Raw genomic sequence first — 25,821 nt, 5'->3', positions numbered from 1 at the left:
GTAAAAAAACTTAGACCCAGCGGCGGAAGATCAGCGAAGTGTTGACGCCGCCAAAGGCAAAATTGTTGTTCATCACGTAGTCGCTGTGCAGCTCGCGGAACTCACCTTGCAGGTAGTCCAGCTCGCCGCAGCGCGGGTCGACTTCGTCGAGGTTGAAGGTGTGCACGTATTGGTTGCGGTTCATCATCTCGATGCTGAACCACGACTCCAGCGCGCCGCATGCACCCAGGGTGTGGCCGAGGAAACTCTTCTGCGAACTGATGGGCATGCGGCTGCCGAACAGGCTGCTGGTGGCCAGGGTTTCGGCGATGTCGCCCTGGTCGGTGGCGGTGCCATGGCCGTTCACATAGCCGATCGCGTCGGGCGCAAGCCCCGCATCTTCCAATGCCAGTTCCATGGCGCGGCGCATGGTGGCCTGTTCCGGGCGGGTGGTGTGCTGGCCGTCGGCGTTGCTGCCGAAGCCGACGATTTCCGCGTGGATATGCGCGCCACGGGCCAGTGCATGTTCCAGCTCTTCGAGTACCAGGATGCCGCCGCCTTCGCCGATCACCAGGCCGTCGCGGCCACTGTCGTAGGGACGCGGGCTGGTTTGTGGTGCATCGTTTTTCAGGCTGGTGGCGTACAGCGCATCGAACACCATGGCTTCGGTAGGGCACAGCTCTTCGGCGCCACCTGCCAACATCAGCGGCAGGCGGCCGAACTTGATGGCCTCATAGGCGTAGCCGATGCCCTGGCTGCCGCTGGTGCACGCGCTGGACGTGGGGATCAGCCGGCCGGTGAGGCCGAAGAAAATGCTGATATTCGCCGCCGTGGTGTGGGGCATCATCCGCACGTAGGAGTTGGCGTTCAGCCCCTCGGCCACCGAGTTCAGCAGCATATTGCCGAAGGCCTTGATCTCGTCGGTGCTGCCGGTGGACGAGCCACAGGCCACGCCCATGCGCCCGTCCTTGATCGACTCGTCGCCCAGCAAGCCGGCGTCTTTGAGCGCCTGCTCCGCCGCCCATACCGCTAGCCGGGAAACCCGGCCCATGCTGCGCAGTTGCTTGCGGGTCCAGTGGGCGGGCACCACGAAATCATCGATCGGCCCGGCCAGCCGGGTGTTCAGTTCGGTGAAACGGTCCCACTCGTCCATGCGCCGGATGCCGCTGCGGTTGGCGCGGAAGTTGGCGGCGATGGTTGCCCAATCGCTGCCCAGGGACGTAACGCCGGCCATGCCGGTGACCACCACGCGTTTCATCAGCACAGGCCTCCATTCACGGCCAGCACTTGGCGGGTGATGTAGCCGGCTTCTGCCGACATCAGGAAATTCACCGCCCCGGCGACTTCTTCCGGAGTGCCCATGCGCTGGGCCGGGATCATTTTCATCAGCTCTTCCACCGGTACGTTTTCATCGAGCATCGCGGTGTCGATCAGCCCGGGGGCCACGCAGTTGACGGTGATCTTGCGCTTGCCCAGCTCGATGGCCAGAGCCTTGGCGGCGCCGATCAGGCCGGCCTTGGACGCGCTGTAGTTGACCTGGCCGCGGTTGCCGATCAGCCCGGATACCGAGGTGATGCACACGATCCGCCCGGCGGCGCGACGACGAATCATCGGCATCATCACCGGGTGCAGCACGTTGTAGAAACCGTCGAGGTTGGTGCGCATCACCACGTCCCAATCGTCTTCCGACAGCGCTGGAAACGCGCCATCGCGCGTCAGGCCCGCATTGAGCACCACGCCGTAATACGCGCCATGGGCTTCCACGTCGGCTTCAAGGATCTCCTTGCAGCTGGCGCGGTCCGCCACATCGAATTGCAACACCCGGGCCTTGCGCCCCAGCGCTTCGATTTCGACCTGCACCGCATCCGCCTCGGCACGCCCGCTGCGGCAGTGCAGCACGATGTCGTGCCCGGCCTGGGCCAGGCGCACAGCGATAGCGCGGCCGATGCCACGGCTGGAGCCGGTCACCAATACGGATTCAGTCATGGCGTGGTGTCCTTCGATTCATCTAAATAGTTGGCCGCCTGGGGCGGTCGAAATACGTTCAAGCGCGCGCTGGCCTGGATGCCGTCGCCGGTGAGGTGGCATTCGAACACACCCATGCCGTTGTCGTCTTCCAGGGAGCGCAGGCCGTGGATGGTCAGCTCGGTGCCGGCGGGAAAGTGCTCGACGTTGCACTCAAACTTGCGCGTGCCCAGCAGGAAGCCCAACTCCACGGCTTCACCTTTCTGGCGCGCACGGCAACCGGCGTAGGCCGCGACGCTTTGCGCCATCAACTCAACGCCGACCCACGCAGGCAGGCTGCCGTCGGCGCGGTTGAAAAGACCGCCGGGCTTGACCGTCAGGCGGGTCTGGATCTGTTCTTCATCAAAGCTCAGGACCTGATCGATCAGGATCATGTCACCGGCGTGGGGCAGCAGTTCGGCGAGCGGCCAATCAGTCATGGGGCGTCTCCGATAATCAGGCTGACGTTGTTGCCGCCGAAGGCAAACGAGTTGCTCATCAGGCAGCGTTTTTCCAGGGCGTCGCCGGGCGACGCCCACTTCAGTACGGGCAGGTCGGGGTCCGTCTGGCCATCCCAGACATGCGGCGGCACTACGCCTTCTGCCAGGCTCAGCCAGCAGAACGCCGCTTCCAGCGCGCCGGCGGCGCCCAGGGTGTGGCCGGTCATGGGTTTGGTCGAGGAGCAGGCTACGCCGTCCGGGAACAGGGCCGCGACCGCCAGGCTTTCCATGGCATCGTTATGTTGGGTAGCGGTGCCGTGCAGGTTCAGGTAACCGATTTGTCCGGGCGCCAGTTGTGCGCTGGCCAGGGCCTTGCGCATCGCTTGCAACGCACCCTTGCCGGTAGGCTCGGGGGCGGAAATATGGTGGGCGTCGCAACTGGCACCACTGCCCAGCAGTGCGACCGGCGCCGGGGTTTTGCTCATCAGGAACAACACGGCGGCTTCGCCGATATTGATGCCGTTGCGGTTCAGCGAAAACGGATTGCAGCGCTCTGCCGAAACCGCCTCCAGCGACGAAAAACCATTGAGGGTCAGCTTGCACAGCGTGTCGACACCACCGCAGATCACCGCATCGCACACGCCCAGGTCCAACAGGCGTTGGGCACTCATCAGCGCTCGTGCGCTGGAGGTGCAGGCGGTGGAAATCACGTAGGCCGGGCCGCTCAGTTGCAGCCAGTCGGCGAGGAAATCGGCCGGGGCGCCAAGCGCCTGTTGCTGATAGTCGTAGTCGGCGGGGAACTGGTTTTCCCGCAGATAGTGGGCGATGCCACGGCTGGCTTCATCGATGCCCGAGGTGCTGGTGCCGAGCACGATGCCAATGCGCGACGCGCCGAACGTCTGGATCGCTTGCCGGATCTCGTCGTCAATCTGCAACGCGGCTTCCAGCAGCAACTGGTTATTGCGGCTGCGATGGGATTCCAGCCCGGGCGGTATCGCCGCCAGTTCACCGTGCACAGCGGCCACCGGCAACACACGCTCCGGCACCCAGCCGCTTTCGGCGCGCATGCCGGAGCAGTCGCCGGCAAACAGGCTGCGGCTGACTTCGCGCTTGTCGCGGCCCAGGGCGCAGATCACGCCGAGGGCATTGAGGTAGGCGCTCATCGGGCAGCCCCTAGCGGCGAGATGTGGTAGGTCAGGTGTTGCCCGATCACGTCCACGCGAAACACCAGGGAGGAGTGATAGGTGATCTTCCAGTGGGACGGCAGGGTGCGGATCAGGTCCATTTCCTGGGTCCCGGGGTACAGCCTGGAAACTTCATCCGCCGAGGTCAGGGCGAACAACAGCGCGGCAAACAGTTCACGCGCCTGGGGATTGGGCGGCAGCAGACCGTCGGCCTGCCAGGCGCCATTGATCAGCATCTGCCGAGCCTGGGGAATGCCCAGCGGGTCCATCATCGACCAGCGAATCCCGCCGCCTTCGCGCTGCATCACCAGCAACCAGTCCTGGCGTTGGCCATCCTGTTCGCGCTGCACATGCAGTTGCAACGGCAGGCTCAGCACCGGGGTTTTCGACGGCAACGGCGGCTGGCTGGCGCACGCGCCCAGCAGCAACAGGCAGCCGATCAACAGCATTCGGATCATGTTTCAGCGCTCGCCAGAGGTTTGCGGGCGACCACGTTGACCAGGGTTTCTTCGCGCTGGCCGGCCGGTTTTGGCTGGCGCAGGCCCCAGCGCTCAAGCAGGCCGAAGTCGGTGGCGCGGCTCCACCACAGGTACGGGTACGAGACGTTCTGCGGGCCGAACTCAAAGCCCTGCTCGCGAATCATCTCAAGGTACTCCTCGGCGCTTTTCTGCACATGCATCGGGTGACGAAACAGCCAGCGGATTACCCAAGTGTCGATATAGGCCTCGGTGGATTCGGCAAACAGCAGGTAGCCGCCCGGCTTGAGCACCCGATAGAACTCTTTCAGGGCGCGATGCTGTTCCACCAGATGATGGAAGGTCTGGTGACAGAACAGCACGTCGACACTGGCGTCGGCCACGTCGAGGGTCGCGCAGTCGCTGCCGATCAACTCGATGGCGATGCCCTGGCGCGCGGCTTCGGCGCGGCTCAGGTCGAGGCTGTGGGGGTCGGCGTCGAGGCCGATCAGGCGTTCGGGGGCGAACACCTGCTGCAGGTACTGGAACGACTTGCCCTGGCCGCAGCCGGCGTCCAGCAGTACCGGAGCAACCGGCAGCGGGTCGCTGAACAGGCTGCGCAGGTCGTTGATGGCCACGCGCAGCACATGGTGCTGCCAGGTGTGGCTGCGCAGGAACCAGAAGCCGAATTTGGTTTCTTCGACGTAGTTTTTACTCAGGTATTGGCTGCTCATCTCATCTTCCTTGTCCCGGACGGGCTGGCCCACGGCGCCAGCATGAAGCTGAACGCCAGCCCCAGGCTCACCGACAGCCCAAAATTACTCACCGCCGGTGTGCTGGAAATAGCCAGCAGGCCGAACGATAGCCAGGTAGTCACGGCCGCCAACAGTGTGCCCAACAGGCTCACGGCGGCGCCGCCAATTTGTTCACGCATCAGGATCGCGTAGTCGACGCTGATGGCGGTCACCAGCAGCAGGCCGAACAGGCTGAACAACGTCAGCGGCTGCCCCAGCCAACCCAGGCTGGCCAGGCTGCACAGCGCCGCCAGCAACGGCAGGGCGACGATGCGCAAGGCGCCGCCGAAGCCGAACGGCAGGATCAGCAACAGTACGATCAACACGCAGGACATCAATTTCAATTCGGCCGCGCTGATCTGTGTGGCAGCGAATACCTGGTTCAAGTCGCCCAGGCGATCCACCAACTGCACGCCGGGCAGATCCAGGGCCTGTACCCGCAGCAAGGCTGGGTTGTTCAAGCCTTGCAGGCTCACCATCGCCGCCACGCCACCGTCGACATTCCCCAGCCACAGCGTGCGCCATGGCTCGGCCAGCGGGCCGACCAGTGCTGCGTCGATGTCTTCGGTGGGCAAGGCCTGCAACTGGGCCAGCTCGGCTTGCAGCGCGCTGGCGGGCACACCGAGGTCCAGCAATGGCTGCCAGTACTGCGGCAGCTGTTTCAGGGCCTCGCGCAGTTGCTGTTGCTCCGCCGGCGCGCTGACCAACTGGTTGAGCGCCAGGTAACCCTGGAGCTTGTCCATGTTCACCAACTGATCCAGGCGCTGGCTCAGCGCGACCTGGCGTTCCAGCAACTGCTGCTGGTTGTCCGCCCGCACGAGGAAGAACTGGCTGGTGGGCTGGAACCCGGTAATCCGCGCAACGGCCTGGGCTTCCTGCAGCAACTGCGGTGGCGCACCGATCCACTGGCGGATATCGTTTTTGCTGTTCAGGTGCCACAGCCCACCGGCGCAAAACACCAACACCAGTATCAACAACACCGGGCTTGGCAGGCGCTTGAGCAGCGACTCGCGCACGCTCAGCAGGAACTCGGCAATGCGCAGCGGCCATTGCGCCGGGCGCAGCTCGACGCCTTTGAGCAAGGCCGGCAACAGGCACACGGCCGACAGGTAAGCGCCCACCAGACCGGCAGCGGAGAACACCGCGATTTGCGTCAGCGCCGGGAACGGCGTCCACGCCAGGGCCAGGTAACCGATGCAACTGGTGGCCAGGCTCAGGCTCAGGCCCGGCAAGGTCAGGCGCAAGGCCGGCCAACTGCGCCAAGGGCTCATGCTCCAGCTCTTGGACAGGTAATGCAGCGGGTAATCCACCGCCACGCCGATCAGGCTCGAGCCCAGCACCAGCGTGATCACATGCATATGCCCGAACAGCGCCACACAGGCCACCGCACCAAACAGCATGCCCACCAGCACCGGCACGAACGCCAGCAACACCCGCCAGCGGCGGAACGCAAGCAGCAGCAATAACAGGATGCCTACCGTCGCGCCGCCGCCGACCCAAGTGATTTCCCGGGTGGCCTGCTGCTGACCATTGGCTGCATACAGCAGGCCGCTGGCGGCGAGCAATTGCGCGCCTTGCTGGTCGGCCTGCTCGCGGCTGGCCTTGAGCAGTTCAGCCACTTGCAGCGGCAGTTTCATGTCGAAGGCATTGCCGGTGGTGCGGGCCCGCAGCAGTACCCAGCTTTTGCCGTCGGCATCGGCGATCAGCGCGCCGCTGCCGATATCCAGCTGCACCGAACCGTGTTGCGGCTGGCTGTTCTGGATGCGCCCGGTGAGGCCCAGCCAATCGTCCTGGCTCGGCACCAGGCTGAAGCCGGTGAACGGGTCGAACAGCGCCTGAACCCGCTGCTGAATAAACGCCTGGGGCTCGTCGATCAGTTGCTCGCGATCCTTGGCCGAGAGCATCGCCAGCCGGCCTTGCAGCAACTGCTGACGCAGGGCCGGCAGGTCGGCTTGGAGGTTCCACTGGACCTTTTCAAACAGGCCGCTGGCTTGCCAGGCTTCGCCCAATTGCGTCGCCATGGCCACGGCTTTTTGCCGGTCGGCATGCCCCACCAGCACCAGCATTTCGCGGTTCAGCGGTTCCTGCATGCGCTGTTCGGCGCGCAGCTCCAGCGCATCCGGCGCGGTGCCGGGCACCAGTTCCATCAGGTTCGCCGACAGCGGTGCGCCATGGCGCCATTGCCAACCCGCCAGGGCCAACACGGCCACCAGCAGGATCAGGAACAGGCGCGGCAACCAGCGTTCACTCGGCAAAGTCGTGTTGCTCCGCGTCGCTCAAGGGCTGGCTGCTGGTGCTGTCCTGCATGCGCAGTACGGTGCTGTCGCCCTGGGTTTCCAGCAGCTCGATCTTCTGCACCAGTTCGCCGCCGTCGATATTGATTTGGGTGAACACCTGCTTGAGCAGCAGCGAGCGCGGGATCAACGTGAGTTTCCACTGCTGGGCTTCGCCTTGCAGTTGCAGCTCGAAGTCACGCTGCAAGCCGCTGCTGTCGCCCTGCAACACCGCGAGGAACAAACGGTTCTGCTCGGCGCCGGCGCTCTTGTTCGGCAGCAATTGCCAGCCGTTGGCGTCACGCCGGGCGATGCCGTTGGCGCTGATGCGGTAGTCCTGTTGCAGCGGGGTTTTCAGCAGCCACAGCAGGCCGTGGTCCTTGGCCAGGACGAAGGTGCCCTTGCTGGTCAGCGGCTGCGGCAGCGCGCGCAGGTGTTTTTCCTGGATGAAGTTGCCGTGGATCACCGACGGTTTTGCAAGCTGATCGCTGAGTTGTTGCAGGTCGAAAGCATGGGCCAGGCCTGGAATGCTTAACAACAGGATTAGCGCGGTCCTTGTGGGAGCGAGCTTGCTCGCGAAGAACCTGAGGGCGCCGAGAAGTGTCAGGCGTCTCGCGTTATCGTTGACGACCATCGCGGGCAAGCCCGCTCCCACAGGGTTGTGTGTCATGACAGCGCCCTCTCGACTGCGTCGACAAATACCTTCGGCGAGGCCAACTGCATTTCGCGGCTGGCAATTTCCACCGCCACTTGCACGGTGCTGGCGCGGGTCAGGCGTTCGCCCGTGGCCTTGTCGCTGATCAGGTAATTGACCTTCAAGCGGTTCTCCCACTCCACCAGGCTGGCGCGCACGTTGATGGTCTGGCCGAAGGTCGCACCGCGCACATAGCGCAGCTGCATGTCGATCACTGGCCAGGCGTAGCCCGCTTGCAGCATCGCCGTGTAGTTGTGGCCGATCTTGTCCAGCAAGGCGCAGCGGGCGACTTCCAGGTACTTTACGTAGTGCCCGTGCCACACCACGTTCATGGTGTCGATGTCGAAAAACGGCACGAGGATTTCAGTGTCGCAGTGCAGCACGCCGGGGCTACGCATGCAGCCTCCAGTGTTGCTCGGCGATGCGTTTCAGGCACAGGCGCAATTCGCCTTCCAGGGCGCGGTCTTCGATGACCGGCGGGAAGTCCTTGGCCAGTTCGTCGTGCATGGCGGCCAGCGCCGGCGGCAGCGGACGCGCGTCTTCAGCCTGGGCCCGCAGCCATACGCCCTGATTAGCGGCGAGCAAGGTGGCGGCGGCGACTTGTTCGGTCAGTTCCAGCACACGAATCGCATCGCGGGCGGCGATGGTGCCCATGCTCACCTTGTCCTGGTTGTGGCACTCGGTGGAGCGCGAGAACACGCTGGCCGGCATGGTGTTTTTCAACGCTTCGGCGGTCCAGGCGCTGGTGCCGATCTGCACAGCCTTGAAGCCGTGGTTGATCATCGCCCGCTCGGCTGGCGCACCGGACAAATTGCTCGGCAAGCCGTGGTTGTAACGCACGTCCACCAGCAGCGCGAGCTGGCGGTCCAGCAGGTCGGCGACGTTGGCCACCAGGGTCTTGAGGCTGTCCATGGCGAAGGCGATGTGGCCGCCGTAGAAGTGGCCGCCGTGCAGCACGCGTTCTTCTTCGGCGTCGATGATCGGGTTGTCGTTGGCGCTGTTGAGTTCGATCTCGATGAACGAGCGCAACCAGTTCAGGCTGTCGGCCAGCACGCCCAGGACGTGGGGCGCGCAGCGCAGGGAGTAACGGTCTTGCAGGCGATGCAGCGGCGCGGTCGGCGCGTCAATCGCCAGATCCTTGCGCAGCCAGGCGGCGACTTGCATCTGCCCCGGGTGTGGCTTGGCGGCGAACAGGCGCTCGTCGAAATGCTCCGGGTTGCCTTGCAGCGCCACCACGTTCAGCGCGGTGATGCGCGTGGCCAGTTGCAGCAGGTAGTCGGCGCGGGCGAAGGCCAGGCAGGCGAGGCCGGTCATCACGGCGGTGCCGTTCATCAGTGCCAGGGCCTCTTTCGGGCGCAGCACCAGCGGGTCCCAGCCCAGCTCGCGGTGTACGTCGGCGGCCTGGCGACGTTCGCCACGGAACATCACTTCGCGCTCGCCGGACAAGGTTGCGGCCACGTAGGACAGCGGCGTCAAGTCACCGCTGGCGCCTACCGAGCCTTCTTCCGGAATCAGCGGCAGCACGTCAAATTCCAGGAACGCGTGCAGGCGCTCCAGCAACTCCACGCGCACGCCCGACACGCCATGGCACAGCGACTGCAACCGCGCCGCCAGCACCGCGCGGGTGGCTTGCGCATCCAGCAACTTGCCCAGGCCGCAGCCGTGGAACGTGTAGAGGTGGCGGGGCAGTGCTTCGACGTGCTCCAGCGGCACGGCCACCACGCACGAGTCGCCGTAGCCGGTGGTCACGCCGTAGATCACGCCTTCCTTGTCCAGCAACGAATCCAGGAACTGCGCGCCCTTGGCGATGCGCTGGCGGTACTTGGCATCAGCTTGCAGTTGAGTCGGCGCCTGACGGTTGGCCAGGGCCAGCACGTCTTCGATGCGCAGGGGAATTTCGCCGAAGGTTACCGGCTCAAGATGCGTCGTCATCGGTCTTCCAGAAAGGGTAAAAGTTGAACCATTGTTGGGGCGCTTCCAGGCAGAACTGGCCCAGGCGCTCGGCGTAGCGGGCGGTCCATTGTGCGATCACCTGCTGGCGGTCGCTGCGTTTCCATTCGATCAACTGGGCAAACGGCTCGATGATCAGGCGATAACGGCCTTGATGCTTCAAGCACATCAGCAGGTTGACCGGGCATTTCAGCAAACCGGCCAACAGCCACGGGCCTTGGGGGAAGGCGGCGTCATGGCCGAGGAAATCCACGCGCACCGTACGCCCGCCATGCAGCGGTACGCGGTCGCCGGCAATCGCCAGCCACTCGCCGTCGTCGAGGCGCTGGCTGAGCAGCATCATCACCGCCGGGTCAAGTTCGCTGACCTGGATCAGGCGCAGATTGGTCGCCCCGGCTTCGCCCAGAATCCGGTTGAAACGTTCAGCGTGCTTGGTGTGCACCAGCACGTTCATGGTGACCTTTTCGCCAAGCTCGGCGAGGGCGCGGCACACCTCAAGATTGCCCAGGTGCGAGCCCACCAGCATCTGCCCGCGTTCGCTGCGCAGCTGGCCGCGCAGTTGGGCCGGGTCGATGATTTCGATCTGCTCCAGGCGCAGCTTGCCGTTCCATACGTCGAGCTTGTCCAGCAGGGCGTCGGCGAACGCCATGAACTGGCCGAAGACGCTTCTGTGGGTAGGGCGCAGGTCGTCGCGCCGGCTCCAGTCGGCCAGGCGCTGCTGGTATTGCCAGGCGCTTTGGCGGGCCGTGCGGCCGAACAGAAAGAAGTAGAAAACGATGCCGTAGAGCAGCGGGCTCAGCAGCCGGCGCCCGAGGACCTTGGCGGCGAAGGCAGTGAATTTCATCAGCCAGAAGCTGCCGCGCTCCTCGCGGTCGGCCCAGTGCTTGGTGTCCTGGCTCATGCCTGCCACCGGCGCCAGAGGATCATCGGCGCGCGCACCAACATGCCGAAGAACAGCCGGGTGTGCATCGAGGAAATCAGCGCGTTGTCGTGGAACAGGCGAAAGTGCGACAGGCCGTCGGCGGGGTAGTGCACCTTGGTCGGCAGCCAGCGCATCGGCTGGTTGCGCCAGGCCAGGCGCACCAGGATGTCGGAGTCGAAATCCATGCGTTTGCCGATGTTGGCCGAGTCCATCAAGGCCAGGGTCGGTGGCAGTGGGTACACGCGAAAGCCGCACATGGAATCGCGGATCTGCAGCGACAAGGTGTTGATCCACACCCAAACGTGGGTCAGGTAGCGCGCGTAAAGGCGGCCCTTGGGCACGCTGTCGTCGTATTCCGGGTAGCCGCAGATCACCGCATTCGGGTGGGCGCGGGAGGCGTCGAGGAAGGTACCGACTTCCCGCAGGTCGTGCTGGCCGTCGGCGTCCACTTGCAGGGCGTGGGTGAAACCCAGGCGTGCGGCTTCGCGAAAGCCGGCCATGACGGCGGCGCCTTTGCCCTGGTTGGCGGGCAGGGTCAGCAGTGACACGTTGTCGAGGGTTGCCAGTTGCGCCAGCACGGCGGCGCAGGCGGCGCTGCTGCCGTCGTCTACCAGCAGGCATGGCAGGCCGCTGTCCAGCACGGTGCGCACCACGGCGGGCACGGCGGCTTCGTGGTTATAGACCGGGATCAAGGCGCAGGGCTTATGCATAACAGGTACCCCATTGGCAGAAGCGCTGTGCGTGGCGAGGGAGCTTGCTCCCGCTGGGCTGCGAAGCGGCCCCAACACAGGCGACACCGATTTGCCTGATAAACCACAGTGCCTGGGTTGGGAGCGCTGCGCACTCCAGCGGGAGCAAGCTCCCTCGCCACAAAAGCTTAATCACTGACCCTCTCCAGCACGATCCGCCCACTGGAGCAGGCGGCCGCCTCATTGCGGTAGGCGAAGTACAACTTGCCGCGCTCCTGATCGAACCGCAGGTGCAGTTCGATCCGGTCATCCGGGCGTACCAGTTGCTGGAACTTGAGCACTTCCATCCCGGCGAACGGCCCCGGCAGCTTGAGCAGTTGCTGGCCCAGGCTCAGCGCCCAATCCACTTGCACCACACCCGGTAGCACCGGGGTTTGCGGGAAGTGGCCGCTGAAGTAGGCGAGGTCCGGCGGGATCGCCAGTTGCAGGGTCCATTCACCGTTGGCTTCGACTTGTTCCAGTACTTCCGGGGCTTTCGGGCGCGGTGCCAGCAGCAGGGCTTCGACGTCGGCCTGGGGCAGCTTGCCTTGGGTGTTCAGCGGCAATTGGCGCAACAGGCGCCAGCGGCGGGGCAGCGCCAGGGCTTCGCAGTGTTGGCTCAAGTGCTGGCGCAGGGTTTGGGTGACGGTGCGCCGGCCCTGGTTACGCAGGGCATGCAAGCCGGCTGCGCTAAGCACCACGAGGGCGCCGAGGGAGGCGCGGTTTTCCTGCACCACGCCCAGGCGCGTTTCAGCGACCCAGGCATGGTCCATCAGCGCCTGTTCCAGCATCGGCAGGGAGATGCGTTTTTCTTCCAGCTTGACGATGCGGTCCAGGCGGCCGAGCAATTCGAAGCGGCCGTCGGCGTGGATGGTGGCGGCGTCGGCGGTCTGTTCGACATGGCCGGCGGGCAGGTATGGCGAGGCGATGCGCAAGGCGCCGTCGGCGTCCTGGCTCAGTTGCACGTCGGCAAACGGCTGCCACGGTTGTTCGCCCTGGCGCCAGGCGATACCACCGGTTTCCGAGCTGCCGAGGATTTCCGTCGGCCATTGCTGCAAACGCTGATGCAGGCTGTCGGCGGCCTCAAGGGGCAAGGCGCCGCCGGAGGAAAACACCCGTTTGACCGGTGTAAGCGCTGGCCAGTCGAGGTTGTCACCCATGCGCTTGAGGAGCGCCGGGCTGGCGACCCAGGCAAATTGCGCATGCTCGCGGCTGGCGCGCTGCAAGTCCTCGGGAAATGCCAACTGTTGGCGCACAAAGGTGCGCCCGGCACACAACGGCCACAGCACCCGAAACAGCAAGCCATAGATATGCTGGGTGGCGACGCTGCCGATGATGCACGCCTCGCCCAGGTCGGCGCCCCACAAGGTTTCCAGCGCCTGGACTTCATTGGCCATCTGGCGCAGGGTTTTGTCGATGCGCTTGGGTTCGCCGCTGGAGCCGGAGGTGCACAGGCTCAGGCAGCAGGCGTCCAGGTCCAGGGCCGCGGCGCTTGATGGCGCTTGATACAGCGCGTCCAAGTCGCTGGCCTCGGTCAACCAGGCGTCGACGGCATCGTCCCAGCGTTGGCGCGTTTGTGGTTGCAGGTCGGCAGGCAACAACACGCTGACGCCTGCTCGCCACGCACCCAGCAGGGCGATCGCCAGCAAGCCGGCATCTTCCAGGTACACCGCCAGGCGCTGGATGCCCCGGGCTTGCAACCCGGCGGCCAGGCTCAGGGACTTCTCCCACAGGTGTGGGTGATCCAGGGCAGGTTCGGTGGTGACCAAACGCTGCTCCACAGGCTCAAGCAGCAAGTGCTCAAGATTCAACCAATTCATACGCGGCCTCGAACCCTTTGTCGTACCAGCCATTCCACGGCAAACAACAGCCCCATCAGCCCGTAGGCGATCATGCCGTTGTACAACGTCCACCAGCTCAGCGGCGCCCACAGGGTGAGCGCGGCGGCGAGCAGGCCGTTACACAGGAAAAATACACTCCACACCACGGTGACCTGGCGGGTATACACAATCGCTTCTTCGGGCAGTTGCGGCTCGCTCATGCGCGCCAGGCGCTCGACCATCGGCGGCCCGTATTTCAGGCTCAGGCCGAACAGTGCCAGCATGAAGGCGCTGACCAGGCTCGGGTACCAGCGCAGCATCTGCGGGTTGTCGAACCAGGCGAGCAGCAGGCAAAAGACAATGATCGCCGCCGCCATCCAGCGGCTTCCCGGGCGCCTGGCGCCGGTCAGGGCGCGCAACAGCCACAGGCTGCCCAGCAGCAGGCCAAATTGCCACGGGGCAAAATGCTCAGTGCCGTAATACACCGCAAAAGGGTACAGCAGCCCCGCCAGCAACAGGCCAAGGCCGATCAGCCGGCTCATGCGGCCGGTTGAACCAGACGGTAGACCGCCTCGACCACGTCATTCACGGTACGCACGGCCTTGAACTCTTCGGCGGCGATTTTCTTGCCGGTCTGGCGCTTGATGTGGTCGATCAGGTCCACTGCATCAATGCTGTCGATTTCCAGGTCCTGGTACAGGTTGGCGTCGAGCGTGACGCGTTCCGGTTCCAGTTCAAACAGTTCCACCAGGGCGTCGCGCAAGGTGTTGAAAATATCGTCACGAGTTTGCATGGTACGGTCTCAAGCTGCCTGTCGGGCCGTGACGAACGCCGCGAGGCTGGCCACGTTGGTGAAGTGATTGCGGGTGTCCTTGGCGTCGGCATCGATCTTGATGCCGTACTTTTTCTGGATCGCCAGGCCCAATTCCAGGGCGTCGACTGAATCCAGGCCGAGGCCTTCGCCGAACAGGGTTTGCTCGTTGCCGATGTCGCTCTCGCTGATGTCTTCCAGGCCCAGGGCCTCGATGATCAGCGTTTTTATGTCGTGCTCAAGGCGGTGTTGGTCGCTCATCTTCGGCGAGCTCCTTAATAAAATACTGGTGCAGGTAATCGTTGAGCTTGCGTGATGCCTGGGGCGCGGGCCCTTGTGCGGCAAACGCCTGTGGTTCTATATCGGCACCCACGCGCAAACTGAAGTGAAAGCGGCGATTCGGGATGCGATACCAGGGTTCGGCCTTGGTCAGGGTGGTGGGGCTGACCTTGATCACTACCGGAGTGATGATGCTCGCACCGCGCAGGGCAATGGCGGCGGCGCCGCGATGAAAGGTCGGTGCCTGGCCCGGTGAGGTGCGGGTACCTTCCGGGAAAATGATCAGGGTCTGGCCGTCCCGTAGGGCATCGGCGGCGGCGTCGAGCATGTCGGCGCTGCCGTCGTTGCTGATGTAGCCGGCGTCGCGCACCGGGCCCCGGGTGAAGGGGTTCTGCCACAGGCTCTGCTTGACCACGCAGTTGGTCTGGCGCATCTGGGCGATCAGGAACACCACGTCCACCAGCGATGGGTGGTTGGCAATGATCATCTGGCCCGGGCGGCCGAGCTTTTCCGCGCCTTCGACGCTGTAGGTCAGGATGCCCAGGCGCGTCATCATGCGGATAAACAACCAGAACAGGCAGCTGATGGTGTGGCGGGCGCGTCGCTGATGCTGTTTGGCATCACCCGGCAGGCAACTGAGCAGCGGAAACACCAGGACACGCAGGCACAGGCCGCCGAGGCCAAACAGGGCGAAGGCGGTGGCAGTGGCGAACAGGCGCCAGTAGTAGGCCTTCCGGGGCTTTTCGGTCAGGACTTGCGTTGCCAGTTCCATACTCGGTTCTTCCAGGCATGTTGGCAGGCGCCCTGTTCGTTCAGCAGGGTGCGCAGCAGGTTCAGGGCGTGGGGCCACTGGGCTTTGGTGGTGGGTTGGACAGCGGCTGTATTCAGTTCCAGCTGCCACTCGTCGCCCGGTGTCAGCAGCAGGCCGAGGGCGTAGGGGAAGGGCACGTCCTCGATCCAGCGCGCATAGGCTTCGGGGGGCTGTTCCTCGGTAATGATCAGCAATACAGCCGGTGCGCCTTCATTGAGCAGGGCAGCGGCTTCGAGCATGCCGTGCTCCAGGCCATCGCCGGCGGCGGCGAGGGCGGTCATTTCACTGGTTTCATTGCGCAGGATCGACCACAGGCCAATCACCGCGTTATGCACCGACAGGCTGAACTGGGTCGGCGACAGGGGCTCGTCGTTGGCCAGGTCGCTGAGAATATCGAGGGTGCGTGGGGTTTCGCCGTGACGGGAGACAAACACCAATGGCAACTGTTGCAAGCCTTCGGCCAGGGGCCAGCCCACACTGAAGGCCATGCGCGCCAGGCGGCTCAGGCGCCGGCGCTGCATGGCCGGCAGGAAGGACACGTCGGGTGCCGCGTCGCTGCGGGCGAGCAATGTCGGCTGCCGGCACCAGGTGCGCCAGTCGTCCGCGCTTTCGAGCCCGGGAGCCCAGGCGCGCCATTGGGCGATGTTGAAATTGATCACTGAGAAGTTATCCCGCCCCTGCGGGCTTCCTTGTGCAGCCATTGGCCCCGAATACCGGGACAGGGTGCAATCGCCGAATGGCGCGCATTATCCCGGTGCTGCGGGGTTCTAGCAAACTTTGGTAAAGAATTGTTCACGGATGATTACAAATTCGCTGGAAAGAATTACCGATTGTCCATCATGCAGGTAGGGCAGCAGGTGTCAGGCAATTCCTGCTTTGTCGGACAGACGGGAAATTGTTATGCGAGATAGAGCCTCTGATGCTGTAGTACAGGAACAAACGAGGTAGCTAACGGGCGCTTTTGCCCTCTACACTCGGGTCATTCATTGATACACGGAGGTTTTTCCATGCGGCGCGTGGTGTTCAACCAAAAAGGCGGTGTTGGCAAGTCCAGCATTGCCTGCAACCTGGCGGCGGTCAGCGCCAGCGAAGGCTATCGAACCCTGTTGGTGGACCTCGATGCCCAGGCTAACTCTACCCAGTACCTCACCGGGCTGACCGGCGACGATATCCCCATGGGAATCGCCGACTTCTTCAAGCAAACCCTGTCTTCCGGGCCGTTTTCGAAGAAGAACCAGGTGGATATCTACGAAACCCCGTTCGACAACCTGCACGTCATCACCGCCACCGCGGAACTGGCAGACCTGCAGCCCAAGCTCGAGGCCAAGCACAAGATCAACAAGCTGCGAAAGCTGCTGGATGAATTGAGCGAGGACTACGACCGGATCTACCTGGATACGCCGCCGGCGTTGAACTTTTATGCCGTTTCAGCGCTGATTGCCGCTGATCGCGTGCTGATCCCCTTCGATTGCGACAGCTTCTCCCGCCAGGCGCTGTATGGCCTGTTGGCCGAGATCGAAGAATTGAAGGAAGACCACAACGAAGGGCTGGAAGTGGAAGGCATCGTGGTCAACCAGTTCCAGGCCCGGGCGAGCCTGCCGCAGCAGATGCTGGATGAATTGATTGCCGAGGGGTTACCGGTGCTGCCGGTGTACCTGACCAGCTCGGTGCGCATGCGTGAATCGCACCAGGCGAACATGCCGCTGATCCACCTGGACCCACGGCACAAGCTGACACAGCAGTTTGTGGAATTGCATAACTTGCTGGAAAACGCGTGATTTAGCAGGCAACACATCACCCATGTGGGAGCGGGCTTGCTCGCGAATGCGGTGGATCAGTCGAATTCTCTATTGACTGACTCACCGCATTCGCGAGCAAGCCCGCTCCCACATTTGGTCTTTGTTTCTACAGGGAAATCGTCGTCTTGCGCCGTTGCCTACAGTTACGCCAGAATCCGCCGGCTTGTGCGTCTGGATGGGCGTCTCTAAGGTTGCTCGGTCGCTGAATTCTCAGTGATCGGGTTTAGTAGCCCGAGTGTTTGTCGTTAAGTGCATAAGCTTCATCTTTCAGGCGCTGAGTCTGTGCTTGATGGTAGCTGTGCGTAGGGCGTCTTCGGGCGCGCCGGCTTCGACATTTCCCGGTCTACTAACCTGCGTACAGCTGCCACCCTAATTCGTTTAGTAGCGATCAGATGGCGGTTCCAATCAGGAATGTCGACCATGTTTAAAGCTACTCCAAATCCCCCGTCGTACCTTTTTACAGTCAGCCCCGGCCAAGCCACCGAAACCCTGATCCTCAATACCTACGAAACCTTCTCCTCAGTCACCACCCTCTTGCTCGACCTTTCCGACGACCTCACCGGCAAGCAGCGCGATGTCGCGTTGGCCATTCATCAGTTGAGCGAATTGGGCGTATTGCTGATGGGGCAGGTGATGGACCGGGGCGTCCCGCTACCTCAAACGCCCTGACTGCGCAGCCAGCTCATCAACTGCGGTAACGGAAACGCACCGCTCTGACGCGCCACTTCCCGGCCATTCTTGAACAGGATCAGGCTGGGAATCGAGCGAATCCCCAACTGAGCGGATAACTGCTGATTGGCCTCGCTATCGAGCTTGGCCAATCGACACTTCCCGGCCAACTGCCCGGCGGCCTGCTCAAACACCGGCGCAAACGACTTGCACGGCCCGCACCATTCGGCCCACACGTCCACCAGCAACGGCAGGTCGCCCTTGATCTGGCTGGCGTAATCGCCCTGTTTCAGCTCAAAGGGTTTGCTCAGCAGCACCGGTTGCTTGCAGCGCCCGCACTTCGGCGCATCGCCCAGGCGTTCATTGGGGATGCGGTTGAGACCGTTGCAGTGGGGGCAGGGAATTACTAGAGAGTCGGACATGCTGGGCTCCGTGAAAGTGGCCAATGGGTTCTATTTGGAGCCGGGAAGGGTGTTTATCAAGGTTCGACGCTAGTGACGTACGCGTTCACATTTTTGGTGGTGACTTCTATCGCGGCGTATCTAGGCTGTTGAAGGATGCTTGGAATTGCGCCACTGGTCCGCCAAGTAATATCGCAGATTGCGATATTTTTTCGGCAAGACTAACCTTCATAGCAAGATGCGATAAGGATGTTGCATGCGAGTGATCAGCGAAAAAAGGATATGGGAAGCGAAAGAAAGATGGCCGCATTCAGCCACGGCACTGGATGAGTGGTATCGCAGAATGAAACGCAACAGTCCCGCCGACTTTGCGTCGATGAAAGGAATGTTCCCTGCAACAGACAAAGTCGGGCAGTTCCATGTGTTTGACATCGGGGGCAATAAGCTGAGGTTGATTGCCTTCGTGCATTACCAAGTACAACGAATTTATATCAAGTACCTGTTCGATCACCGTGAATATGAGCAAGGTAAATGGAAGGAGAAAATCAGATGAGCGCACTCATCAGGCAGGCTGCCGAACACTGGCAATTTGTTTCGCCATTGCTGCGCAAGCCAAGAAACGAGGCGGACTACGATACCTTGGTCAGCGCCCTCGACGAATTGCTGGACCTGATAGGCGAAGATGAATCCAGCCCGCTCATGAGCCTGGTGGATATCCTCAGTGACTGGATCGAGGCCTACGATCTCGAGCACCGGCCGATGCCCGTTGCCAGTGGCGTTGAAGTGCTACGTTCAATGATGCGAGAGCATGGCTTGACCCAAAGTGATCTCCCGGGCGTTGGTGCGCAGTCGGTTGTCTCTGAAGTACTTAGTGGCAAACGCCAGCTCAACCTGCGGCAGATTCGTTGGCTGGCGGAGCGCTTTGGGGTTTCAGTGGAGACCTTTATCTAGGTCGCGCTATGAAGAACAACTAATCTCCAAATGCTTCCCCCAATCCGGCGGCCGCTGAGCGTATTGCTCCATCCCCGGCTGCTCTTCAAACGGTTTGCTCAGCACTTCATGCAGCCGGCGCACTTCGCTGTAATCCCCAAGCTCTGCCGCCTGGATGGCGTTCTGCGCCAAATAGTTGCGCAGGATATAAAGCGGATTCACCCCATGCATCCGCTCACGTCGCTGTTCTTCTGTGCCGCTGGCGTCGCGCTCCACGCGCGCCTTGTACAGATCCGCCCACCCATCAAACCCCTTGAGGTCGACAAAGTCGTCGCGCAACCGCGCCACGGCCAATGCGGCGGATTCATCCCCCAGCCGGCGGAAGAACAGGGTGTAGTCGACGCCGCTGTTCTGCATCAGTTGCAGCAGGCGCTCCACCAGTTTCTGATCGTCATCTTCGGCGGTGGTGAGGCCCAGTCGGCGGCGCATCAGGTCCAGGTAGTGGGCCTGGAACAACGGCAGATACAGCCCCAGCGTTTCCCGCAGCGCCTCGACGCTGATAAACGGCGTCAACGCCTGGGCCAGTGCGCTCAGGTTCCACTGCCCGATCGGCACCTGGTTGCTGAAGGAATAACGCCCTTCATGGTCGGAGTGGTTGCAGACGAACTGCGCGTCGAAATCGTCCAAAAATGCAAACGGCCCGAAGTCGAAGGTGATGCCGAGGATCGACATGTTGTCGGTGTTCATCACTCCATGGCAGAACCCATAGGCCTGCCACTTGGCGATCAACTCGGCATTACGCTCGACGATTTCGCGGAACATCGCCAGGTACGGCTCGGGCTGTTCCATGCATTCCGGGAAGTGCAGGGACAGCACGTGCTCCGCCAATTGCTTCTGCAATTCAGGCTTCTTGGTGTAGTAGAAATATTCGAAATGCCCAAAGCGCACATGGCTGTGGGCCAGGCGCAGCACCATGGCGGCGCGCTCCTGTTTCTCGCGCCACACCGGCGTGGTGGAACCGATCACACACAGCGCACGACTGCTGGGAATGCCCAGCGCATGCAGTGCTTCCGACGCCAGAAACTCCCGGATCGACGAGCGCAACACCGCACGACCATCGCCCATGCGCGAGTACGGGGTTTGCCCGGCACCCTTGAGGTGCAGGTCCCAATGCTCGCCGGCCTGGTTGTACACCTCGCCCAGCAACAATCCGCGGCCATCCCCCAGTTGCGGGTTGTACGAGCCAAACTGATGCCCGGAATAGATCATCGCCCGCGGCTCGGCCTCGGCCCACAGCTTGTGCCCGCCGAACAGCTCGGCAAATACCGGTGTTTCGGCCACGGCGGGGTCGAGATCCAGCAGCGCCATGGCTGCCTCGCTCGCCACCACTAAACGCGGTTCGTCGATGGGCTCGGGCAGCACATGGGTTGAGAAGCCGTCGCCCAGGCGGGCGAAGCGGTTGTCGAAGGTCAGTTCGTCGAGGGCTTTCAACGGCCATCTCCTGAGCAGAATGTCCGACCATTCTGCTGGGGATAGCGCGTTTAGTCGAGTTTGGCGGGCGGCGGCTCGGGCAGGTCCTGGTCCTGGGCGGGCGGCAGGATGGTCCGGTTTTCTTCTTCCACCGGCACCAGCTTGTATTCCTGGCCATGCAGGTTCTTCAGGTAAACCTCCATCTGCCGGAACGAGATGTTGATGTGGTGGTTCTTGAACTCGCGGTTGATGAAGCGGTTGACCTCATCGATCACCGGGTTGCGGTCGCCCAGGTCCCGTACATGCATGCGCAGTTCGTGATCGAGGGTGCTTTCACCGAAGTTGAGGAAGTACACGTGGGGCGCCGGGTCCTTCAACACGCGTGGGTTTTCGGCGGCGGCCTTGAGCAGCAATTCCTTCACCAGGTCCAGGTCCGAGCCGTAGTCCACGCCCAGTTTCAGGGTGACCCGGGTGATGGTGTCGGTCAGCGACCAGTTGATCAGTTGCCCGGTGATGAACGTTTTGTTCGGAACAATGATGTCCTTGCGGTCGAAGTCGGTGATGGTGGTGGCACGGATGCGGATCTTGCTCACCGTGCCCGACAAGTTGCCGATGGTGATGGTGTCGCCGATCCGTACCGGGCGCTCGAACAGGATCATGATGCCGGAGATGAAGTTGGCGAAGATTTCCTGCATCCCGAAACCCAACCCCACCGACAGCGCGGCCACCAGCCATTGCAACTTGTCCCAGCTCACGCCGAGGGTCGACAGGGTGGAGACAAACCCGACGCCGGCAATCACATAGGACAGCAAGGTGGTGGTGGCGTAGGCGCTGCCCTGGGCCAGGTCGAGCTTGGACAGCACCAACACTTCCAGGAGGCCGGGCAGGTTGCGCGCCAGGGCGAAGGTGATGCCGATGATGATCAGGGCGCCGAGCAAGTCGCCGATGCTGATGGGCACCATGCTGATATTGGCGCCGGTGCCGCTGGTGTATTCGTAGAGGGTGACGTTGTCCAGGTAGGAAAACACCGAGATCAAGTCGGACCATACCCAGTACAACGCAGCGATAAAGCCGCCCAGCAGCGCCAGGCGAATCAGGCGCATCGACTGTTCGTTGACCTGTTCGATGTCCAGGGTCGGCTCTTCGATCACTGCTTCACCCTCACCGGCTTCCTTGGCGGCCTGGCGTTTGGCCAGGGCCCGCGCATAGGCCAGGCGCCGTGCCGCAACGCCCAGGCCACGTACGAAGGTGGCTTCGATCACCAGCCAGAACATCAGCAGGTACAAGGTGTTGATCAGCCGGTCGCTGAGCTTGAGGGCGGTGTAGTAGTAGCCAAAACATACGGCGATAAACAGCGCCACCGGCAGTGCCGTAAACACCAGGCCCACGGCCTTGCGAAACAGCGAGGCTTTTTCATGAGTCGGGCTGTTGAGCAGCAGGCGCCCGAGCAGCCACGCCATCAGTGCGTAGCAGGTCAGTACCACGCCGATGCCCAGCACATCGTCGGCCAGCGCTGCCGGCTGATGCTCGGCGATGGCCACCACGGCCACCAACGCCAGTACCACGAGCCCGAGCTTGCGTACCCAGCCCTGGAGGAATTCGACCTGGGGTTTTTCCCAGCGGAAGTGCAATTCGGCGACGCCGCCGGGCGCGAGGATCCGATACGCGGTGTAGAACACCAGCCACGCCTGGGCGATCTGCAGCAGGGCGGCGCCGAGGTTGGCGTTTTGCCCGCGGGCGTCGATCTGCAGCGCATAGCCGCAGAGTGCCAGGCCCAGGGCTACCGGCATCGCCAGCGCGATATTCACCAGGATCGCCACCGGCGTGTGCCACTGGCTGTCGCGTTTGAAGTGGCCGATGTCCATATGGATTTTTTTCAGCCGGGCATACAGGTAGCTGCGACGCCACAGCAGCGCGCCAATCAACAACAGCAGGGGCAGGAACAGCAGCGGGCGCTGGGTCAGGCCGTCATACAGCTCGCTGACGCTGGAGGCCCACGGCAGGGTATTGACCTGTTTGCTCAGGTGCGCCGGTACGGTTTCCAGCCATTCGGTATCCAGCGGCTTGTTGCTGGGAATCCAGAACATCTGTTCGTCGAGGGTCGCCCGCAAGGTGGTGGCGGTGCTCAGCAGTTGTTTCTGGTTCAGTTGCAGGGTGATGGATTCGTTGAGCAGTGCGCTCAGTTCCCGGCTCAAGCGTTCCAGCAGGTCGCTGCGGGTGATCGCCAGTTCCAGCAGGGTGCGCCGCAGTTGTGGCGTCACCTGGTCGGCCGGCTGGTTGGCCAGCAAGCTGTCGACGTAGGTGCTCGGGGTGCTGATCAGTTCGCGCTGCTGGTTGACCTCGAACTGGTACAGGCGAATGTTGGCGATGTCATCTGCCAGGTCGCGGTCCACGGTCAGGCGCGGGAGGGCCTGCTTCTGTTTGTAGAGGATCTTGGACAGCAGCAGGCTGCCCTTGAGCACGTTGATCTGCTCGTCCAGCGCCGAGTCGCTTTGGGTCACGCTGTCCAGTTGCTGCTTGGTTTGCAGGTTTTTCTGGGTCAGCTCGTTGAGCCGGTCAGTGCTTTTGAGCAGGTAGTCGGACAGTTTCAGGTTGGCCGCGCTTTCCGTGGCGAGCAGGCTGCTGCCACCGGCCTTCTGGGCTTCGATGGACTGCTGGGTCACGGTTTCCTGGGACTGGGCCAGGCGTTTCTGGTTGATCAGGGTTTGCAGGTCCTGGATTTCCTGCTCCAGGCGCGCGGTCTTTTCCAGCACCAGGTCGTGCTGGCTGTTGCCCAGGTCTTGCAGTTGGCTGTTGCCGGCCAGTTCCTGGCGGCGCAGGGGAATCAGCGCGTTGAGTGCGGCCAACTCGGCATTCAGCTGGTTGCGCTGGTCGCCGCTGAGGGTCTTGCCGTTGTCCTTGCCTGCCTTGAGGGTCGCGTTGATCTGCTGGATACGTGTCTGGCTGCTGCTGATTTCGGTCTGGGCGCGCTCGGGTCGGGTCTGGGCCGCGATGGTCAGGCTGTTGGCGTCGGCCAGTTCCTTTTGCAGGTCGCCTTGCTGGGTGGTGCGCTGCACCAGCAGTTGTTCAAGTTGCGGCACCGGCAAGGTGGCGTAGCGCTGGGCGACCGGAATCACCTTGGTGGCCTTGAGGCGGGTCAGTTCGCGCTGGTTGTCGACGGTCTGGCGCGGCGCGTCTTCGAGCTGGCGCTTGAGGTCCACCAGGCGCTGCTGGTAGTCCTGCTGGTTGCCCAGGAAGGTGAGCGTTTGCTGCAGGATGCTTTGCAGCGCCTTCATGTCGGCGTCGGGCAGTTTGCGGTCCGGCAGCTTGTCCAGGGTTTGCTGGACGGAATCGATGCTGGGCGGGTCGGCCGCGTGTACGGTGCCGACGCAGAGAGTCAGGCCCAGCAGGGCAGTGGCGAGAAAAGTGCGCAGGGTTGTCATAGAGACCGGTCGAGCAAGGTGAAAAATAGGGGGCGTCCCGACATCGACTGGCGCGCCGTCGCCCCGCAGTTTAGAGGAAGAGTCCGGGGCCCGGGCGACTTCCTTCGGGGAATCTGACGCCGACTTTGCCGATCTTGTTCCCGTCCATGACCGCGATGGTCCAAATGGTGTTGTTCCATTCCACCTGGTCGCCGACGACCGGCGCACCGCCGACTTTCTGGGTGATGAAACGACTCAGTGGCATGTCCGGGTCGATGCCCTCGAGCTTGAGCCCGTACAGGGCCGAAACCGCGCCCAGCTGGGCGTCGCCTTCCAGGACGAAGTCACCGAAGAAGCGCAGGTCGAGGCCCCGTTGTGGTGCCTGGCTGAACAGTTTGCCGAGGGCCGGCAAGTTGTGTTCATGGCCGATTACGCACAGCAGATCGTCGACTTCGAGCACTGTACTACCCGACGGATGGAGCAGTTGCTGGCCACGAAACAGCGCGGCGATCCGCGTGCCTTCGGGCATTTTCAGCTCCCGCAGGGCGGCGCCGATGCACCATTTCTCGGCGCCCAGGCGGTAGACGAACAGCTCCCACTCGCTGGTGACGTGCACTTCCAGGGCCGCCCGGGAAATCGGCGCCGGCTCTGGCGGTACCGTCACTTTCAACAGTTTGGCGACCCACGGCAGGCTCGTGCCCTGCACCAGCAACGACACCAGCACGATAAAGAACGCCAGGTTGAAGTAAAGCTGCGCGTGGGGCAGGCCGGCCATCAGCGGGAACACCGCCAGAATGATCGGTACCGCACCGCGCAGGCCGACCCAGGCGATAAAGGCTTTCTCTCGGCCATGGAAGGCCTTGAACGGCAACAGGCCGACGATCACCGACAGCGGCCGTGCGAAGAGAATCATCCACAGCGCCAGGCCCAGAGCCGGCAGCGCGATGGGCAGCAAATCATGGGGCGTGACCAGCAGGCCCAGCACCAGGAACATGCCGATCTGTGCCAGCCAGGCCATGCCGTCGAGCATATGCAAAATGCCGTGCCGGCTGCGCACCGGGCGGTTGCCGATCACCAGGCCACACAGGTAAACGGCGAGGAAGCCGCTGCCGTGCAGGGCGTTGGTCAGGGCGAACACGAAAAGGCCGCCGGAAATCACCAGGATCGGGTAAAGGCCGTTGGCCAGGTTGATCCGGTTGACCATCTGCAGCATCAACCAGCCGCCGCCCAGGCCGATGATGCCGCCGATGCCAAACTCGCGGATCAGGTGGCCCAGCAGGCTCCAGTGCAGGCCAGTCTGGCCGCTGGCGAGCATGTCGATCAGGGTGACGGTGAGGAACACCGCCATCGGGTCGTTGCTGCCGGATTCGATTTCCAGGCTGGCGGTGACCCGTTCGTTAAGGCCTTTGCCGCCCAGCAGCGAGAACACCGCTGCGGCGTCCGTGGAGCCGACGATGGCGCCGATCAGCAGGCCTTGAATGATGTTGAGGTTGAACAGCCAGGCGGCTGCCATGCCGGTGAGGCCGGTGGTGATCAGCACCCCGACCGTCGCCAGGGACAACGCAGGCCAGAGGGCTACACGGAAACTGGCTACCCGCGTTCGCAGTCCGCCGTCGAGCAGGATCACGGCCAGGGCGAGGTTGCCCACGAGGTAGGCAGTCGGGTAGTTGTCGAAGATGATGCCGCCGCCGTCGACGCCGGCGATCATGCCCACGGCCAGGATGATCACCAGGATCGGAATCCCCAGGCGGGACGAAAGAGAACTCACCAGAATGCTCGCACCTACCAGCAACGCGCCGATCAAGAACAGGCTGTTGATGGTCGTCGCATTCAAAGGCAGTACTCCATGAGCAGGAAAGACGAGGCGCAAACTGACCATGCAGTCTGCGTGCCAGCGATTCTAACCTGTTGAATTGCTGTGCTGTCAAAAAGGTTTTGAATGGCTGGCGCATATTCAATGTGGGAGCGGGCTTGCTCGCGAAAGCGGTGTGTCAGTCGCGTTATGCG

Annotated in this window: 26 protein-coding genes; 4 read left to right on the top strand and 22 right to left on the bottom strand. The window is 62.9% G+C overall.

The features are described from left to right. Positions 1 to 10 precede the first annotated feature (10 nt). The 18 genes from HX786_RS16615 to HX786_RS16530 all read right to left on the bottom strand — a co-directional run bounded on the left by HX786_RS16615 (position 11) and on the right by HX786_RS16530 (position 15,803). A complete protein-coding gene (locus tag HX786_RS16615; RefSeq protein WP_008439241.1) occupies positions 11 to 1,237 on the bottom strand; it encodes a beta-ketoacyl-ACP synthase in 1,227 nt (408 codons plus the stop codon). Then, positions 1,237 to 1,965 carry a 3-oxoacyl-ACP reductase FabG gene (gene fabG / locus HX786_RS16610; RefSeq protein WP_087692521.1) on the bottom strand — a complete coding sequence of 243 codons (729 nt, stop codon included), beginning with the start codon at positions 1,963 to 1,965 and terminating at the stop codon, positions 1,237 to 1,239. Before fabG ends, HX786_RS16615 begins: the two co-directional genes overlap by 1 nt. Then, entirely contained in the window at positions 1,962 to 2,423 is a 462-nt protein-coding gene (locus HX786_RS16605; RefSeq protein WP_177047534.1) for a hotdog family protein, read from the bottom strand. Before HX786_RS16605 ends, fabG begins: the two co-directional genes overlap by 4 nt. Next, on the bottom strand, positions 2,420 to 3,586 hold the full coding sequence (locus HX786_RS16600) for a beta-ketoacyl-[acyl-carrier-protein] synthase family protein (protein ID WP_008439238.1): 1,167 nt from the start codon (positions 3,584 to 3,586) through the stop codon (positions 2,420 to 2,422). The genes HX786_RS16605 and HX786_RS16600 overlap by 4 nt, the downstream gene beginning before the upstream one ends. Beyond that, positions 3,583 to 4,065, bottom strand: a complete 483-nt coding sequence (locus HX786_RS16595) for a hypothetical protein (RefSeq protein WP_032899865.1) — start codon at positions 4,063 to 4,065, stop codon at positions 3,583 to 3,585. Before HX786_RS16595 ends, HX786_RS16600 begins: the two co-directional genes overlap by 4 nt. Then, the gene (locus HX786_RS16590; RefSeq protein WP_003209370.1) at positions 4,062 to 4,796 is read right to left on the bottom strand and encodes a class I SAM-dependent methyltransferase; all 735 of its coding nucleotides are present in this window, start codon (positions 4,794 to 4,796) and stop codon (positions 4,062 to 4,064) included. Before HX786_RS16590 ends, HX786_RS16595 begins: the two co-directional genes overlap by 4 nt. After that, positions 4,793 to 7,111, bottom strand: coding sequence for an MMPL family transporter (locus tag HX786_RS16585; RefSeq protein WP_178912344.1), 2,319 nt, complete (start codon positions 7,109 to 7,111; stop codon positions 4,793 to 4,795). The genes HX786_RS16590 and HX786_RS16585 overlap by 4 nt, the downstream gene beginning before the upstream one ends. Continuing rightward, entirely contained in the window at positions 7,101 to 7,763 is a 663-nt protein-coding gene (locus HX786_RS16580; protein ID WP_043226421.1) for an outer membrane lipoprotein carrier protein LolA, read from the bottom strand. Before HX786_RS16580 ends, HX786_RS16585 begins: the two co-directional genes overlap by 11 nt. A 32-nt stretch (positions 7,764 to 7,795) precedes the next feature. After that, positions 7,796 to 8,221, bottom strand: coding sequence for a thioesterase family protein (locus tag HX786_RS16575; protein ID WP_178912343.1), 426 nt, complete (start codon positions 8,219 to 8,221; stop codon positions 7,796 to 7,798). Next, complete coding sequence (hutH, locus tag HX786_RS16570) at positions 8,214 to 9,755, bottom strand: histidine ammonia-lyase (protein WP_178912342.1); 1,542 nt, start codon at positions 9,753 to 9,755, stop codon at positions 8,214 to 8,216. The genes HX786_RS16575 and hutH overlap by 8 nt, the downstream gene beginning before the upstream one ends. Continuing rightward, on the bottom strand, positions 9,739 to 10,674 hold the full coding sequence (locus tag HX786_RS16565; RefSeq protein WP_178912341.1) for a glycosyl transferase: 936 nt from the start codon (positions 10,672 to 10,674) through the stop codon (positions 9,739 to 9,741). Before HX786_RS16565 ends, hutH begins: the two co-directional genes overlap by 17 nt. Continuing rightward, positions 10,671 to 11,405, bottom strand: a complete 735-nt coding sequence (locus HX786_RS16560) for a glycosyltransferase family 2 protein (RefSeq protein ID WP_177008295.1) — start codon at positions 11,403 to 11,405, stop codon at positions 10,671 to 10,673. Before HX786_RS16560 ends, HX786_RS16565 begins: the two co-directional genes overlap by 4 nt. Positions 11,406 to 11,572: 167 nt before the next feature. Continuing rightward, entirely contained in the window at positions 11,573 to 13,243 is a 1,671-nt protein-coding gene (locus HX786_RS16555; RefSeq protein ID WP_178912340.1) for an acyl-CoA synthetase family protein, read from the bottom strand. Further along, the gene (locus tag HX786_RS16550) at positions 13,240 to 13,785 is read right to left on the bottom strand and encodes a membrane protein (protein WP_008439202.1); all 546 of its coding nucleotides are present in this window, start codon (positions 13,783 to 13,785) and stop codon (positions 13,240 to 13,242) included. The genes HX786_RS16555 and HX786_RS16550 overlap by 4 nt, the downstream gene beginning before the upstream one ends. After that, positions 13,782 to 14,036, bottom strand: coding sequence for an acyl carrier protein (locus tag HX786_RS16545; RefSeq protein WP_003209389.1), 255 nt, complete (start codon positions 14,034 to 14,036; stop codon positions 13,782 to 13,784). The genes HX786_RS16550 and HX786_RS16545 overlap by 4 nt, the downstream gene beginning before the upstream one ends. Before the next feature lie 9 nt (positions 14,037 to 14,045). Continuing rightward, entirely contained in the window at positions 14,046 to 14,315 is a 270-nt protein-coding gene (locus tag HX786_RS16540) for a phosphopantetheine-binding protein (RefSeq protein WP_008439197.1), read from the bottom strand. Further along, positions 14,293 to 15,105 (bottom strand): 1-acyl-sn-glycerol-3-phosphate acyltransferase, encoded by an 813-nt coding sequence (locus HX786_RS16535; protein WP_102367952.1) that lies wholly within the window; start codon positions 15,103 to 15,105, stop codon positions 14,293 to 14,295. The genes HX786_RS16540 and HX786_RS16535 overlap by 23 nt, the downstream gene beginning before the upstream one ends. Continuing rightward, positions 15,081 to 15,803 (bottom strand): beta-ketoacyl synthase chain length factor, encoded by a 723-nt coding sequence (locus HX786_RS16530; protein WP_003209396.1) that lies wholly within the window; start codon positions 15,801 to 15,803, stop codon positions 15,081 to 15,083. The genes HX786_RS16535 and HX786_RS16530 overlap by 25 nt, the downstream gene beginning before the upstream one ends. A gap of 348 nt (positions 15,804 to 16,151) precedes the next feature. Here HX786_RS16530 and HX786_RS16525 point away from each other — a divergent pair, with 348 nt between their 5' ends. Together HX786_RS16525 and HX786_RS16520 are read left to right on the top strand one after the other, a co-directional pair. Further along, a complete protein-coding gene (locus HX786_RS16525) occupies positions 16,152 to 16,922 on the top strand; it encodes a ParA family protein (protein ID WP_003209397.1) in 771 nt (256 codons plus the stop codon). 441 nt (positions 16,923 to 17,363) lie between these two features. Beyond that, complete coding sequence (locus HX786_RS16520; RefSeq protein WP_003209399.1) at positions 17,364 to 17,612, top strand: DUF6124 family protein; 249 nt, start codon at positions 17,364 to 17,366, stop codon at positions 17,610 to 17,612. Here HX786_RS16520 and trxC read toward each other — a convergent pair. After that, positions 17,600 to 18,034: a thioredoxin TrxC gene (gene trxC / locus HX786_RS16515; protein WP_003209402.1), complete on the bottom strand. Its 435-nt coding sequence runs from the start codon at positions 18,032 to 18,034 to the stop codon at positions 17,600 to 17,602. The two genes, HX786_RS16520 and trxC, sit on opposite strands and share 13 nt — an antisense overlap. A gap of 235 nt (positions 18,035 to 18,269) precedes the next feature. Here trxC and HX786_RS16510 point away from each other — a divergent pair, with 235 nt between their 5' ends. Next, the gene (locus tag HX786_RS16510; RefSeq protein ID WP_093202502.1) at positions 18,270 to 18,566 is read left to right on the top strand and encodes a type II toxin-antitoxin system HigB family toxin; all 297 of its coding nucleotides are present in this window, start codon (positions 18,270 to 18,272) and stop codon (positions 18,564 to 18,566) included. Continuing rightward, positions 18,563 to 18,964: a type II toxin-antitoxin system HigA family antitoxin gene (locus HX786_RS16505; protein WP_008439186.1), complete on the top strand. Its 402-nt coding sequence runs from the start codon at positions 18,563 to 18,565 to the stop codon at positions 18,962 to 18,964. The genes HX786_RS16510 and HX786_RS16505 overlap by 4 nt, the downstream gene beginning before the upstream one ends. 6 nt (positions 18,965 to 18,970) lie before the next feature. On the opposite strand, the gene selO is transcribed toward HX786_RS16505, so the two are convergent. The 3 genes from selO to HX786_RS16490 all read right to left on the bottom strand — a co-directional run bounded on the left by selO (position 18,971) and on the right by HX786_RS16490 (position 25,648). Next, a complete protein-coding gene (selO, locus tag HX786_RS16500; RefSeq protein ID WP_178912339.1) occupies positions 18,971 to 20,434 on the bottom strand; it encodes a protein adenylyltransferase SelO in 1,464 nt (487 codons plus the stop codon). A 50-nt stretch (positions 20,435 to 20,484) separates the two neighbouring features. Beyond that, a complete protein-coding gene (gene mscK / locus HX786_RS16495) occupies positions 20,485 to 23,835 on the bottom strand; it encodes a mechanosensitive channel MscK (protein ID WP_008439184.1) in 3,351 nt (1,116 codons plus the stop codon). Between the two features lie 70 nt (positions 23,836 to 23,905). After that, a complete protein-coding gene (locus tag HX786_RS16490) occupies positions 23,906 to 25,648 on the bottom strand; it encodes a potassium/proton antiporter (protein ID WP_178912338.1) in 1,743 nt (580 codons plus the stop codon). Positions 25,649 to 25,821 lie beyond the last annotated feature (173 nt).

Source organism: Pseudomonas sp. 21615526 (assembly GCF_013386245.1).
Lineage (GTDB): Bacteria > Pseudomonadota > Gammaproteobacteria > Pseudomonadales > Pseudomonadaceae > Aquipseudomonas.
Note: the sequence above shows the minus strand (reverse complement) of the source record. Positions and strands in the feature narration are given on the sequence as shown.